Annotated in this window: 15 protein-coding genes; 1 reads left to right on the top strand and 14 read right to left on the bottom strand. The window is 50.4% G+C overall.

The window, feature by feature from the left end; all coding sequences use genetic code 11:
* Positions 1-20 precede the first annotated feature (20 nt).
* Together ACYZZ0_RS16045 and ACYZZ0_RS16040 are read right to left on the bottom strand one after the other, a co-directional pair.
* On the bottom strand, positions 21-935 hold the full coding sequence (locus ACYZZ0_RS16045; RefSeq protein WP_461537656.1) for a GNAT family N-acetyltransferase: 915 nt from the start codon (positions 933-935) through the stop codon (positions 21-23).
* Between the two features lie 11 nt (positions 936-946).
* A complete protein-coding gene (locus ACYZZ0_RS16040; RefSeq protein ID WP_461537655.1) occupies positions 947-2,032 on the bottom strand; it encodes a glycosyltransferase in 1,086 nt (361 codons plus the stop codon).
* A gap of 352 nt (positions 2,033-2,384) precedes the next feature.
* On the opposite strand from ACYZZ0_RS16040, the gene ACYZZ0_RS16035 reads away from it, so the two are divergent.
* Positions 2,385-2,990 (top strand): acyloxyacyl hydrolase, encoded by a 606-nt coding sequence (locus ACYZZ0_RS16035; protein ID WP_461537654.1) that lies wholly within the window; start codon positions 2,385-2,387, stop codon positions 2,988-2,990.
* A gap of 40 nt (positions 2,991-3,030) precedes the next feature.
* On the opposite strand, the gene ACYZZ0_RS16030 is transcribed toward ACYZZ0_RS16035, so the two are convergent.
* Genes ACYZZ0_RS16030 through gspC form a run of 12 tightly spaced genes read right to left on the bottom strand, consistent with a single transcriptional unit; the run spans position 3,031 to position 14,377 of the window.
* On the bottom strand, positions 3,031-3,801 hold the full coding sequence (locus ACYZZ0_RS16030) for a type II secretion system protein N (RefSeq protein WP_461537653.1): 771 nt from the start codon (positions 3,799-3,801) through the stop codon (positions 3,031-3,033).
* Entirely contained in the window at positions 3,801-4,334 is a 534-nt protein-coding gene (gene gspM, locus ACYZZ0_RS16025; protein ID WP_461537652.1) for a type II secretion system protein GspM, read from the bottom strand. Before gspM ends, ACYZZ0_RS16030 begins: the two co-directional genes overlap by 1 nt.
* Positions 4,331-5,518 (bottom strand): type II secretion system protein GspL, encoded by a 1,188-nt coding sequence (gene gspL / locus ACYZZ0_RS16020; protein WP_461537651.1) that lies wholly within the window; start codon positions 5,516-5,518, stop codon positions 4,331-4,333. Before gspL ends, gspM begins: the two co-directional genes overlap by 4 nt.
* Complete coding sequence (gspK, locus tag ACYZZ0_RS16015; protein ID WP_461537650.1) at positions 5,515-6,516, bottom strand: type II secretion system minor pseudopilin GspK; 1,002 nt, start codon at positions 6,514-6,516, stop codon at positions 5,515-5,517. Before gspK ends, gspL begins: the two co-directional genes overlap by 4 nt.
* Positions 6,503-7,207, bottom strand: coding sequence for a type II secretion system minor pseudopilin GspJ (gene gspJ, locus ACYZZ0_RS16010; RefSeq protein WP_461537649.1), 705 nt, complete (start codon positions 7,205-7,207; stop codon positions 6,503-6,505). Before gspJ ends, gspK begins: the two co-directional genes overlap by 14 nt.
* On the bottom strand, positions 7,204-7,605 hold the full coding sequence (gene gspI / locus ACYZZ0_RS16005; protein ID WP_461537648.1) for a type II secretion system minor pseudopilin GspI: 402 nt from the start codon (positions 7,603-7,605) through the stop codon (positions 7,204-7,206). The genes gspJ and gspI overlap by 4 nt, the downstream gene beginning before the upstream one ends.
* A complete protein-coding gene (gspH, locus tag ACYZZ0_RS16000; protein ID WP_461537647.1) occupies positions 7,598-8,230 on the bottom strand; it encodes a type II secretion system minor pseudopilin GspH in 633 nt (210 codons plus the stop codon). Before gspH ends, gspI begins: the two co-directional genes overlap by 8 nt.
* A gap of 5 nt (positions 8,231-8,235) precedes the next feature.
* Positions 8,236-8,682 carry a type II secretion system major pseudopilin GspG gene (gene gspG / locus ACYZZ0_RS15995; RefSeq protein ID WP_461537646.1) on the bottom strand — a complete coding sequence of 149 codons (447 nt, stop codon included), beginning with the start codon at positions 8,680-8,682 and terminating at the stop codon, positions 8,236-8,238.
* Positions 8,683-8,724: 42 nt separating this feature from the next.
* Entirely contained in the window at positions 8,725-9,951 is a 1,227-nt protein-coding gene (gene gspF / locus ACYZZ0_RS15990; protein ID WP_461537645.1) for a type II secretion system inner membrane protein GspF, read from the bottom strand.
* Positions 9,952-11,460, bottom strand: coding sequence for a type II secretion system ATPase GspE (gene gspE, locus ACYZZ0_RS15985; RefSeq protein WP_461537644.1), 1,509 nt, complete (start codon positions 11,458-11,460; stop codon positions 9,952-9,954). It lies immediately after the preceding gene.
* On the bottom strand, positions 11,460-13,535 hold the full coding sequence (gene gspD, locus ACYZZ0_RS15980; RefSeq protein ID WP_461537643.1) for a type II secretion system secretin GspD: 2,076 nt from the start codon (positions 13,533-13,535) through the stop codon (positions 11,460-11,462). The genes gspE and gspD overlap by 1 nt, the downstream gene beginning before the upstream one ends.
* Positions 13,532-14,377 (bottom strand): type II secretion system protein GspC, encoded by an 846-nt coding sequence (gspC, locus tag ACYZZ0_RS15975; RefSeq protein WP_461537642.1) that lies wholly within the window; start codon positions 14,375-14,377, stop codon positions 13,532-13,534. Before gspC ends, gspD begins: the two co-directional genes overlap by 4 nt.
* Positions 14,378-14,627 lie beyond the last annotated feature (250 nt).

The raw sequence follows: 14,627 nt of genomic DNA, 5'->3' as shown, positions 1-14,627 counted from the left end.
TATTATGAAGTGAATTCGTTTTACGTAGAGTAAACAGGGATACGGGAGCACCAGCGATCCTTGTATGAACGGTCCGATCGACCAAAAGAAAACCGTAGCTCTTTTTCTTTTCTGATTGCTTCATCTTCTAATGTTTTGGTATTCAGGTAACTTAGAATACTGCCGGGGCTATAGCTGGAGTAGTCCGGCTCAATGCCACCATTAATATATTCACAGGAAATCCACTTTGGAGATTCAACTTTAAGTATCCATTGCACTGCAATTGCTTGATCGCATTCGTTGAAAAGTACATACCCTGTTTGTAATGGACGTACTTTCTCTAAAAATATTGTGAAATACTCATGTCCTTTAATATTGAAGCCCCAGCGTCGGAAAAATAATGATGTATAAATATTGCTGAATTCGGCTGCTGCAAGATCGGCTGCTGAACGATAGTAGCCCCCGGATTCTTCAAATAACCGGAGTTCCCGGCGTTGATTATATTTGAATTTTTTAGACAGGCTGTTTTGTTGATTGGGCTGATGGCTACGAGCAAGGCTTAGACATGTTTGTCCCATAGACTTTATATTTGAAATACCATCCTTGTGCAGTTGAGAAAGAAACTGCCCTTTAAAACGAAGGTTAAATTGATGATGAGGGCTCAAAGGTAAAATAACTTCTGCATTGCCAGTATCAATGACTCTTCCCTTTCCGGCTTTCCTTAACGGGATTTTTGAACCAGCCAAATATTTCCCCCAAAGCGGTATGGCACCAATCAAACAGCTGTTTTCATATTGAGCCAGATAGCGTAACGGCATTCCTGTTATGGCCGAAACAGCCTCAATAAAATCAGGATGAGTAAGAACACTGCAGCCAAATTTATTACATGCTTCTCTATATACCTCAGGCCGGACTTCTTCCCACTTGGCCTCCCTCCAGACTTTGAGCAAATCCATTATTTAACCATTCATTCATTTGAGTTGCTGGTGCTTTGATACGGTTTAATGAAGCTAAGTTCCCAGAATTGCTTGCGTATTGCGTGGTCAGAAAAGTAGTCCACAACCCTTTTCATCATTTCAGGCTTTAAATTCTCTCTATCACTCAGAGGCAGGTTGTAAACCATGCTCATTTTTTGTGCCATGGTATCGACACAGCCAAATGGAGCCAGGAAGCCGGTGTTGCTGACAACTTCAGGTGCGCCGCCACAGTCTGTTGCTATTACCGGAACCCCCGCGACCATGGCCTCCAGCAGGACCATTCCGAAGGGCTCCCGGTCTGAACTCAGGGTAAAGCAGTCAAAAGCACGGAAATAGCGCCAGGCGTCTTCGACCTTGCCAAGAAATTGAACATGGTCACTGATTCCAAGTGTCCAGGCTTCATCTATAAGGCTTTTTTCAAGTCTGCCCTGACCGATAATGACCAGTTTGCTGTCGGGAAGATTTTGATAACAGGCAGCAAAGGCTTTCAGAAGCGTTGACTGATCTTTATCCGGGTGCAGGCGACCAACATTGGCAAATATAAAATTGTCATTATCCAGCCCAAGCTTCTCTCGCGCGGCACTCCGGCTATACAGTTGCTGGATGATGCTTCCGTAATCAATTCGGTTATAAAGGGTCTGGATTTTTTCTTTCGGAAAATCAGGTAGATAACTGCGGATATCATCTCTGACAGAGTCGGAGTTTGCTATCAGGTTGATTCGGTCTTTATGCCATCGGGCATGCCAACGGCGACTGTACCGGGAATAATCACCAAATGCATGAAACACCCCGACCAGAGGCAGGCCTTTGATATAACTGGCGATGTAGAGCGGTTTGAAACGGTGCGCAATAGCAAAGCTGAAGCTGCGGTGACGACAGATTTCTCGTAACTGGCGAATCTGCTTTATTTTCAGACCTCTGACATCCCGGGAAGTGTTTTCAAGAAAAATAACCTCCCCTCCAACAAGGTCGACCACTTGTTGGTTTTTTTCTCCTGTCAAAAAAACAGTTACAACTTTATAAGGTGTTCCTTCGAACAAGGCTGCATATTGGCGGGCAACATCCGCGAAAGGCATACCGTATCCGTGGCAGAACTGTAACACGTGTTTTTTTTCTGCAGACACATTATAAACCTTGTAATGCTCAGGATTTTTGTTAATCAAGAATTAAGATAAACCAGAGATGCAGTGGGTGCTAGTTGAAATGACTTGGAGCGGGGTTCTATTTATGCGTTAAAACACAATAAATATATACGTCAGTTGACTTTTTTGTAGTAGAGTTCCAGTGTGAGATGAAATTCCTGATGGCTGGAGCAATCCGGGGGGATTGTAAAAACAACAATAAATAAAGCACCAAAATCCAGCTTTGGTGCCTGCAGGAGCCTGAAAGAAGCCAATGCTCTTTCAGCTCGGTTCAGGGATAAAAATAATGAAAAACAAACCAAAAATCGCTCTCGCAATCTATCTGGCTGTTGCAGCCTCAACCGCTTCAGCGCTCGACCTGAAGCCTGATGCCATTGCTGTGTCCTATGGTAAATATACCGAAGCATTTCGAAGTGACTTGCCCGCAAACCTTGAAAATACCCGTCTTAGCGTTCGCTGGGACTGGAATAAAAACTGGCAGCTAAGCGAAAACTGGAGTGCCGGTGGGTATTTCGATCTGGGGTATAGTCAGTGGCGCAGCCGGCTTTCACGAAGTGATAACCCTTCTGACGGAGCCGAAAAAGTTTGGCAGGTTGGATTTTCTCCAGTACTACGACTGAACTATGAAATGAATAGTCTGGTCACACCTTTTATCGATCTGGGAGCCGGGGTGAGTTACCAGTCAAAGAAAGATATCCAGAAAGAGAAACCAACAGACCTGAATATGGGAACCCATGTTCAGTTCGAACTGAGAGGCATGGCAGGCCTGAAGTTTGATACAAGCCTGCCATTTGAAGTGTCAGCGGGTTTTATGCACTACTCGAATGCTGATCTGAACTCGGATAATGAAGGTGCGGACTTCTTTATGGTCAATGTTGCCTTTCCATTCTGAAGCACAGAGTTAAACCTTCGTGGGTCGAATATGGCTCCAGCTATATTCGACCTTTATAGCTGACCTGATAGCTGCCATCACTTTCAGGCTTGCCGAGATAGCTCAATCCACGTTGCAGCTGCTTGTCGAGGTTAGCCTGGGGGGTAAGTTGCCCTTGCAGCTGATAACTGCTGCGACTGAGCAGATTCAGTTTCAGGCTGGAAGTAACTTCATCCGAATTCTGGGTGAGTTTTGCCGCAAGCTTACCGCCTTCACAGCTCAGCTCCAGCTTTCCCTGCCCCAGGTTTACCGATCCAAACTTGCTGTCTACTACTAGGTTCTGCAGTTGACCCTGACCGTCGAAGCTCTGGCAGCGACCATTCCAGAAGCGCCACTCATCAAGGGTTAACCGGATCTGGCCATCAATATTAATGGGCAAGCGGTTGCCCATCAGTCGAGTCAGTTCCTGACCACCAATACGCCCTTTGGTATTCAGAATGGCTACTTCGCCTTCACTGATCTCTATATGCGCATTGAGGGACAGTTGAGAGCGGCTCTGCCCCAGCTGCAGATCAAGCCCGATTTGTCTGTCGAGCGGTGATACTGATGTCAGTTGCCAGCGGGGCTGGGGGAATGTCTTGCCCCTGAAGGTGATGCGATCAGCGGAGCCGGACCAAAGGGTGCCATCAACACCTTCCAGCTGAACTCTGGCTGTCTGTTTGGGAAAATAAGTCTGTGCTTGTTGCCATAACACTGCAGCTGGCACCTGAAAGATCAGAGATGCTGTGAAAGCAACAAGTGCCAGCAGAGAGAGCAGAATTGCCTTTTTCATCAGTAGTCTCCCTCACGGCTGACCCGCAGCTGTTTGATTTCAACCATACCGGATTGTGCTGTCCTGCCCAGTTCAACGGTTTCAATCACAATACCGTTGGCTTTCAGTGTTTTCAGCCAGGTCAGCAGATCGGCAAAGCGAAGCGTATCTACTTTAATCTGAAGGCTGTTCTGCTGCTGGCTCAGGCCTTTAACCGGAATTCCTGCTTTGGCTGCTAGTTTGCTGACCAGGGCATCCAGTGGCTGGTTAGCATCAATCAGCGCCTGTTGGTTGCCGCTGATAGTGCGCAGTTGAACTATTTCTGCCGCAGCGGCAGATGCCTGTTCAAAGGTGGAGCGGCTGTTCTGCAGCTTTTGATATGCTTGCTGCTCGGCCTGTTGTACCGGTTTGATAATCCCGAACACAACAGTCCATATCAGCAGCAGGCTTCCGGCCAATGCGAGTAAAAGCCGTTCTCTGGCAGCCAGACCATGCCAGTAATTGGCAAACTTTTGTTTGAGCTCGATTACCGGTTGCAGGTTTGAAGTTGTCATGATTTTTCCTCACCGATAATCAGCACGCCGGTTACCTTGTTCTTGCCCTCTGATTCCAGCTGTTCTAGTGAATCGAGCCGGACTTCCCTGACCGCAGAAATACGGTCACGCAGGCTGGTAAAGCTGGCCATGGTTTCAGCTTCTGCCACGATGCGCAGCTGTTGACGGTTATGGTCATAACCAATACTGACCGGAGCAATGGCCTTCTGTCCCTGCAGCTCCATGGCGAGATGATTCAGATGATCCAGCATGCTGGCCTGTTCAGTCTGGTTTCCTCGCAGTTGTTTCAGCGCTACTTTCATTTGCGACAATGGACGAATAGAGCGTTTGCCAGGGAATGTCTGTTCAAAAATGGCCTGCGTTTGCTGCTGGTAAGCATCTGCCTGCTGGTTAAGTTGCCAGGTGTTGAACAGGGTTGATCCAATCCATGTGGCACTGATCAGTACTGTGGCTGCAATACTGATGCCCCAGGTTTTGCGCACTTTGGTCCATGCTGAAGCTTCTCTGGCGGGTTCCCATTCGCCCTGCAACAGGTTTGCTTTCTGTCGTGTCATGAGATCAGTCAGCTGTAACCAGTAGCTTTGCTGGTCAATGTTTGTCTGCTCTACAGCGCCTTCGGCCTCAATATCACCCAGATACAGCGCAAGCCAACTGTCATCACAGGTCGCCCCCTGCCATTGTCCATGACGAATAAGCCAGCTTTGATCATCACGCTGAAGCAGAGAGCATGGTTGAATAGCCGTATCTGTTGGTTCACTCAGCGGCAAAGTCAGGGTTTCCGGTAACCACTGGCGGCTGATAATACCGGCGTTACTCAGCCATTGTTGCCATTGCTGCATCCGGTGTTTATCCACAACGGCCAGATTGAGCTGCTCTCCTTCTCTAGACAGAACTGCAATATGAACGGTATCAGCATCGCTACCAAGATCTTCTTCCAGTCGCCAGGGAAGGGATTTAAGGACGGCCTGATTCAGGCTGCCGGGGACATGCAGTCGGGTCAGGGTTACGTGTTCCCCGGGCACCATCACAACTACACGGTTTTGGTTGCATAGATCAGAAAGCGTGTGCAGTTCTTCAAGTGGGAGCGAGCCGCGGGATGCTTCTGACTGGAACCATACGACAGGTTCTTCAGGGCAGGAGGGCAACCGCAGCACTAGCAGGTTGTTATTGGACATATTCATCATATTTCTCCTGTCCGGCGGCGTATAACAGACAGTTGGTCTTTTTTGTCTCGTACCAACAGGCTGCGCATATGGGTCTGTGTTGCTCCAACCTGGATTCGGGCATCAAGTTCAAAATAATGGCTGTTAACCGTCAGTAATTTACTGACATCGGTAGTGTTGGCATTACTGAGCAGGGGCTCGGCCAGAAACTCTTCCACTGAACGCCAGCCGTCACGGGGGCGCTCCTTGAGAATATCCAGCGCTTGATTAACCGAGATCTGATTCAGAAAAACAGCAGCCAGCAGTTCCGGCTGGTTCTCGGGAATGGTGTTGATATTGATCTTCAGCTCGGCGACTGGAATGGTGCAAAGCGCAGGCATCACCCTGTGGATAACCTGAGGTGTTACCCCCAGCACTGCCCGCCATTCGCTTTCATCCCGCATCAGGGTATTACCAGCCAGATAGGGGACAGGTAGAGCCAGATAATCATTGTCATCAGCTCCGCCGGGGCCGGCAGGCTCGGTCGGGCTGTAGACCCAGTCACGGGTAGCATCGGCAATGTTGTGGTTATCGATGTTGTAGTTATCCAGCAGGGCTTTCAGAATCTGCAAGCTTTGCAACTTGCCGGTACCTTCTTCCCCGGCGGCGGCAAGGCTGTTGAGGTTAAAACAACTCTGCAAATCCCGAATACGGCCGTCGAGTTTGCCCTTTTCCAGTGGAAAGTTTCCCTGCTTTTTCGACCAGTACTGATCAAGATGAATGATGTTCTTGTCATCTTTAAAGTCCTGTTTCAGGACTTTCATCACCAACTGTTCGGCAGAAATCTGATACCACCAGGCCTGCTCCCGGTTCTGTAGGCCTTGGGTCAGGCGGGTTTGACGTTGCAGGCTTTGCGTTATGCCTGCAGCCAGCAGCACTGCCAGCGTCAGTGTCAGCAGTACACTTAGCAGAGCAAGTCCGCGCTGCTTACCGTTGAATGGTTTATTCTTGAAAAGTTTATTGCTGCTAGGAACTCGCATTCTGTTCGCTCCACTGTCCGGGAATCAGAATACGACGCTCGATGACTGAATCGTCGTCATCAGTAAAAATGTTGTGGGTATCAGCATCCTGCATAGTCATGCGCAGCGCTATTGCGGCTGGCCAGCTGTCTTCCTTTAAGGTGTCTTGCCACTGACCGGAATGCTGTTTGTCGTCGATATAATAGAACCGGAATTTCAGACTGTTGAGGCCGGATAATAACGGCTGATAATCAGGCTCGGTTCCCGGTTGTGCATCAAGCACCCGGTCATAACCTCTTTCCAGCTGGCCATCGTACAGCCGGTAGTACACTCGCTGCAGCTCGGAGCGGGGCAGACGGGATTCAGGATTGATCCAGCCGGCGCGTACAAAAGTCAGCCCCTGATCATCGGAATCCAGAATCTCTCCGGCAAATATGGCTTGCTTTGATACTTTGCCGTTTATTCTGACGCCACGACTGACAATTTGTCGTATATCCTGCTTGATCACCATATAGGCATAGTCCATGGCTTCCAGCTTCTGCAAATGTTCACTCTGAACATTGCGGGCATTGACGACTGTATTCAGCACCTGCCAGGAAGACATGCCAATCAAGGCAAAAATTGCCAGTGCCAGCAGCATTTCCAGCAGGGTAAAGCCCTGGCTGGATGCAGGCTTTCGGTTTGATCTGGATATAAGACTACACTGGCTCATGGCTTCAACATATGGCTCTGAAGCATGGCGAGTGCTGCCTGCCGGTTGTCTTTTGTAGATCGTACTTCGACTTCAATCATGCGCAGATCATCAGACACCGTCTCAACACTGCGGCTGCGCAAATACCAGGTTTTTCCTGCCAGTTTTACAGGCCGGGTACGCCATTGCATCGGGGGCCATTGCTTTGACAATTGATGGGATAAGACAATATCGGTCATGGCGTTTTCGGCTACCCAGTATGCCGGGCGTTTGTCTGCCAGATAGCGGGTATTGCTGATGGATTCCCTTACCATGCCTACAACAGACAGACCGGCAATGGCCAATACCGCCATTGCAACCATAACTTCCAGCAAGGTAAAACCGGGTTGGCGCTGTTTGGGGCGACCGGGTCTAGGCATCAGCAGCGACCTCGGTACCAATCTGGCCGGTTTCTTCCAGAGTGATTTGTCGACATAACTTGCGGCCGGGCTTGATGCAGAAACTGACCTGCACAGGAGAGATTTCACCACTGCTCCAGAACACGATATCCGGTGACTTCTTTTGGTCGGGTGAGTGACTGAACAAAGATTCCGGTTGGCTGTTCTCTGTTGGCTCAAGGTCAAAGGTCACCGGTGTCCATTCTGCCAGCGTATGGTCGTCAGACTGTTCCAGCTCAATGGCTTCCTGCCAGAAAGAATCACCCGGGGTAATGGCAATTGAAATATCATCAGGTAGCGCCGCTGCTTTAAATAAGCGGCTCTGGTTTATCTTTTTCCACTGTCCGTGCTCTACAGACAGAAAATGATAACCGTGGGATTTGTTTTCAACAGCAATACCCAGGCTGCGCCCTTCTATCAGTGCCTGCTGACGAGCGGCTCTTGCCAGTGATGCAAACTTGTCAGCCTGCTCTTGCAGTTGAGCTGAGCCGCTGCCGGTGGGCAGGCTGGGGATGATCAGACTGGCTGACAGCCCCAGCAGCATCAGTACCAGCATGATTTCCAGCAGGGTAAAGCCCCGGGAGTGGGGCAGCCTTGAGTGAGGCATTGAAATTACTGATCCCAGTTACCGATATCCTGATCGGTACCCGGCTGGCCGTCGGCGCCAGCAGAGAAAATATCGATCGGACCATATTCACCGGGTGCCTGCATGTGATAGTTGTTGCCCCACGGATCGGTTGGCAGGCGGCGAATATAACCGTTATCACGCCATGCTTTAGGTTCAGGGTAACCGGAAGGTGTCTTTGCCAGTGCTTCCAGTCCCTGTTCGTTAGAGGGATAAAAGCCATTATCCAGGTGATACATTTCCAGCGCATTTTCCAGCGCTACAATATCGCTGATGGCTTTCTGGCGGTCAGCTTTGGCTTTATTGCCCAGAACGTTGGGAGCAACCAGGCTGGCCAGTACACCCAGAATCACAATAACAACCATGATTTCCAGCAGGGTAAAACCCTGCTGGGTACGGCGTGCCTTTAAACGCTTTGAAGACAGGTTTCGCATAAACAGAAACTACCTAAATAAAAACTATCATTCTCTGGCCGGTTAAACGCCGACCAGACTATTCAGATCCATCATCGGGGTAAGAATGGCCATCACGATAAACAGCACCATGCCGGCCATCAGGACAATCATTGCCGGGCCAAAGATGCCCAGTGCGATGTTGACCTGATCCTCAAATAACCGGTCCTGGGCATCTGCAGCCCGTTCCAGCATCGGAGGTAATTCTCCCGAACGTTCACCACTGGCAATAATGTGCAGCATCATGGGAGGAAACTGGTTGCTGTTTTCCAGTGCCGTCCATAATGCGCTGCCTTCCCGAACCTTTTCCGCTGCAGCTTTCATCTTCTGACGTATAAAGCTGTTACCCAGCACATTGGATGAAATTGACATCGCCTCGACCAAAGGCACTGTGCTACTGGTCAGAATGCTCAGGGTACGGGCAAAACGGGCGGTTTCCACCCCGGAAAATACGGCGCCAAACACGGGCAGGCGCAACATTATCCGGTCATTTGTCAGGCGGCGTTTGTCGTTACGTAACAGCCTCTGCCGAATAACGAGCAGCATTAACACACTGGCCAGAACGTACAGTCCATAACCCCGGACAAAATCACTGGCAGAAATCAAAGCAAGTGTCATGCCCGGCAGGTTCTGTCCGGCATATTCAAACTGTTCAATAACGGTGGGGACAACCGTGGTCAGCAGTGCGGCAACCACTCCGACAGCAACCAGCGTCAGAATGGCCGGATAGATCATGGCCTGAATCAGCTTGCTGCGGATCTGCTGACGTTGCTCGGTATAATCTGCAAGCCGCTCCAGAATGATATCCAGATGACCGGACTTCTCACCGGCTGCCACCATGGCACGGTACAGGCCGTCAAAGACTGCAGGGTAGGCTGCAAGGGCGTCCGCCAGTGTATGACCCTCAAGTACCCGTGTACGAATCGCCTTTACCATGGCCTGAAGGTGAGGCTTGCTGATCTGGCGACTCAGAGCCTGAAGACACTCTTCCAGCGGAATGGAAGCTGCAACCAGTGTCGCCAGCTGGCGAGTGATCATGGCAACTTCAGCAACACTGGCTTTACGGGCAAACAGTTGCCGGCCGCCTTTGCTGGTGGCAGAAGGATTACTGGCTGTTGCCGGTACGACCTCAACCGGGGCCAGCCCTTTTGACCTGAGTTGCTGGCGCAACAACCGGGGAGAGTCAGCTTCCTGTACGCCCTTGCGGGTTTTGCCTTTGGCGTCGAGCGCCGTATAGGAATACAGCGCCATCTATCGATCCCGGGTCACACGCAGGACTTCTGACAGGGTGGTAATACCTGCCAGTACCTTGTTGTAACCATCCTGCTGAATAGCAGGCCACTCATTACGGATAACAGCTTCTATCTCTGACTCGCCGCTACCGCTGTGAATCAGCTGGCGAATGTCGTCATTAACCAGAAACAGTTCGTAAATTCCGCTTCGGCCCTTATAACCGGTATTTCGACATGAGCTACAGCCTTTGGCCTGCCACAGTGGGCGAGTGTCACTCGGCAACATATTCAGCCGTTGACGTTCGGTATCAGAAGGCTGGTAAGGTTCACGACATTCAGTACAAAGAGTTCGTACCAGACGTTGCGCCAATACACCCAGCAGGCTGGAAGAGAGCAGGAATGGCTCAATCCCCATGTCCCGCAAACGGGTAATGGCACCAATAGCGGTATTGGTATGCAGGGTGCTGAGCACCAGGTGACCGGTCAGAGAGGCCTGCACTGCGATTTCTGCAGTTTCCAGATCCCGGATTTCACCGATCATGACCACGTCAGGATCCTGACGCAGCATGGCCCTCAGTCCGCGGGCAAAGGTCATATCGACCTTGGGATTAACCTGGGTCTGGCCAATGCCTTCCAGATCATATTCCACCGGGTCTTCCACGGTCATGATATTGCGACCGGGTATATTGATTTCACTGATGCCGGAATACAGCGTGGTACTTTTACCGGAGCCTGTCGGCCCGGTCACCAGTAGAATGCCATGAGGCTTCTGCAGCTGTTCCCGAAAACTTGTGCAGATCTGGCTGGACATTCCCAGTCGGCCCAGCTCAAACCGGACGCTGCTGCGATCCAGCAGACGCATTACAATCCGTTCACCATGGCGGGTTGGCAGGGTAGAAACCCGCACATCAACCGCTTTACCACCGAGACGCAGGGAAATTCGGCCATCTTGTGGCACCCGCTTCTCGGCGATATCGAGTTTCGCCATAACCTTGATTCGGGATACCAGTAGCGCCGCCAGCTTACGCTGGGGACGCAGAATTTCTCGCAACACACCATCAACCCGGAAACGGATAACCAGCTGATTCTCAAAGGTTTCGATATGGATATCCGATGCACCATCACGAATGGATTCGCTCAGCATGGCGTTGATCATGCGGATAATGGGTGCGCCGTCGTCTGCTTCCAGCAGGTCTTCACTATCAGGTAGTTCTTCTGCCAGAGCCTGTAACTCTTCATCACTGCCGATATCATTCATTAGCTGTCGTGCAGATGAAGAGTCCTGCTGATAAATAGCTGCAAGCCGGGTTGCGAACTCATCCTCTGGCAGTTTTTTGACACTAAAAGAAGTGCCCAGTACCCGGCGCACTTCTGCAAGGATTCCTGCCTTGGGATTTTGTTCGCAGCAAAGTACGGGAGCAGATAGGTTATCCCCATCGCTACCCGTGTAGTCGACAAAAACTCTAAACCGGTTGGCGAACGGGAAAGGCAGAGGTCTTCCTTCTACCCGGGATGTGGCCGCTTCCATCAGCTATTACTCTCGCCAGGAAATACTGTGTCAGCAGGATCATACAAACCGCGGGCAGCGGCTGTTGTCGGCGCAGGCTTGATTTGCTTCTTTTCTTGCTCCTGCTTCAGGTTCTGCATCAGTTCTTCAGCCTGGGTCATCTTCTTGGGCAGAACCGGTACATCGTGATCTGGCATCATATTGATGCCTTTCTCATTCTGAACCAGCTGCTCGGCACGAATCAGACTGTATTTGCTAGCACTGACGGCTTTGAGCATATCGTCATCACGAATAATGGTGGGACGGATAAAGACCATCAGATTACGCTTGGTCTTTTTGCTGGAAGTAGAGCGAAATAATTGCCCAACATAGGGGATGTCACCCAGTAGCGGAATCTTGGAGACACTTTCCTGAACGTCGTCGTCAATAAGGCCGCCGATAACAACGGTATCACCGCTGCGCACCATAACCGATGTTTTAACCTGACGGGTCGAGAAGGTAACGTCGACAGGGGTACGACCATTAACCTTTGATACTTCCTGTTCGATATCGAGACGAACTGCATCGCCCTCGTTGACCTGAGGAGTAACCTGCAGTTTTACACCGACCTGACGTCTTTCAATGGTCTGGTAAGGGTTATCGTTGTTACTGCCTGACGTTGAACCGGTCAGAGTAGGGACTTCGTCACCAACGATGAAAAAAGCCGGCTGGTTATCGAGAGTCATCAGGCTTGGTGTAGACAGTACATTGGACTTGCTGGAGGTGGAAACCGCCTGCAACAGTGCGGCCCAGTTACCGGAAGTGACCGCAAACGCAGCGCCTGAAAGTCTGCCCAGAGCGCTGGACAAGGCGGAGTAGTCTCCATCCTTGTCCGGTGTCGTCTGGGTTATAACGGTGCCATCACTTTTGGTCGTGGTAGTGGTTGTTCCTTTTTCACCTCTTGCCTTGACTGCAGCAGCAGCGATTTCACCAATGGGTACAGTGGAGCCGTCCTGAAACTGGATAACAGAACCGTCCTTGCTGGCCAGCTGTAGTGACAGATTAATACCGTCACCCTCACCGACTTCAGCAATAATGGCTTCAACCATGACCTGGGCACGACGAATATCCAGTTCGTTAATCAGGCGCTCCAGAGTATTCATCAGCTCCATCGGCGCGGTGACAACCAGAGCATTATTCTGCTCGTGAACCTCGATACTCACCTTGCTGCTGGTTTTCTTGCCGGCAGCGCTTTGCATATAGGATTCTGCTGCACCTTCCAGCACGGGTTCCATATCCTTGGCGCGCGCATAGCGCAGATAAAATACACGGCTGTTACCGGCACCGACTGCCCGTTCGGAGTCCAGTTGCAGAGCCAGCTTTTTCATTCGGTCAATCTTGACGGCGCTGCCGGACAGAATGACCTGATTACCCTGTTCGTTGGCTACCACGGTGGTCAATGTGTCAGTTTTGCCCAGGTATACACTGGTCAGAATCCGGGCCATTTCCTGTGGGGAAGTATGCTGCAGGCTGACAACTTCAACTGATTTGGCGCCGACCTGATCGATGCGCTCAACAATGCTGACCAGACGCTCGATATTGGCTGCCCGGCCGGTCATGATCAGAGTGTTTGAAGGATTGAAGTTAACGACAGCGCCATAAGTTTCATTCAGCTGTCGCAGAATCGGAGACAGTTCTCGCACGGGTACGTTGTTAACCGGCAGTACCCAAGTAATCAGGCGGTCATCGGCATTTCCGGTATCAGACGTCAGTGGAAGTGCAGATGTTTTACTGTCCTTGTTACGAACGACTTTAAGGATATTGTTCTGTTGCTCCAGAACCGCAAAGCCGTGAACCTCCAGTACCCCAAGGAACAGCTGGTAATACTGCTCTTCGGTCAGCTCGTCATAGGAGCGAACAGTGATTTTACCTTTGACGGCCGGGTCAATAATGATGGTGCGACCCAGTGCGGCACTGACGGTGTTGATAAATTCACCGATATCTGCATTGTTGAAACTGGCAGCATAGCCGGCAGCCCAGGACGGCAGGGTAAACAGTAGCGAAGCCAGCAGGCAGCCTGCACGCAGGCCTTTGATAAAGGGAGCTTTTATTTTCATAGTGACAGTTCAACCTGATGCAGCATTCCTTCACGCTCAACCGTCAGGTCGACTCGTTGCAGGGTGTCAATATTGTTAAGAATCTCAAGAACTGAGGCCGGATCTTTCAGGTCATGGCCATTCATTGCCACAACAATGTCATTACGCTGTAAGCCCGCTTGCTGGAAAAGTTCCGGATGCTTTTTCGGATTAACCCGGTAACCGTTACGTACCGGAGAGATGGATATCAGTTCAGTGATTTTCTTTGGGTTCTGCGCCAGCTCTTTCAGGGAAGACGGGCGATTATTAACCTGAAGTACCGTTGATGTTTTCTGGTTGGGATAAAGCATCAATGCTTGGTCTTTACCCTCAACCTGAACAATCACCCGGTCGGGATGTATGGCGATGACTTTGGCCTGTTGCGGCCTGATGGTTTCACCGATGCGGTAGCTACGCTGGGATCCTCTGTTCTCTACAATAGCGAGTGCATGTTGTGGATTTGGATGGGCCAGTAATCCAGTTAGACGCAGAGGCAGGCGAGATCGGGGAATTGCTGCTATATCGGCCTGCTTGGCGGGTTTGACTGCAACAGCTTTTGGCGCCGCGCCAAAAAACTCGAAACTATCAAGGGCCGGATAGCGGGGCTCACTTTTAATATGAGTACTGGAAACAGACGCCAGATTATTGACACTGCTGGTCGCCGGTTTTTCAGAAAGGGTTTCGAATACCTGCCAGAACAGCCCTGCCAGCAAATACATCAAAACTATAATCAGCAGGCATTCAATGACGGTTGCCAGTGATTTCTGTTTTGAAGCAAGCCAGGTCATGACACGACGGTATTCGGAGTTATCAAGACGTGTCATATCAGAACCGGATTTTAGAGATAAGGGGGCTGTGAGAGGCGCACATAAAATGGTCTCGTCGAAACAGGCGTCATCAAATCATGCCAGGCTGTTGTTAAATTGTTGTGATTAGTAAAACAGCTCGATCAGGCGAAAAATATACAGAAATGCCGTAGACAAAAGTAAATAGCTGACAATGTACTGACATTTCACGCAAAAGTTCGGGATTAGAACATTTATCAGCATAAAAAAACAGCCACCCAAACGGGCT

The sequence above is a fragment of the Spongorhabdus nitratireducens genome (genome assembly GCA_947387575.1).
In the GTDB taxonomy this organism is placed as follows: Bacteria; Pseudomonadota; Gammaproteobacteria; order Pseudomonadales; family Endozoicomonadaceae; genus CANDOC01.
Note: the sequence above shows the minus strand (reverse complement) of the source record. Positions and strands in the feature narration are given on the sequence as shown.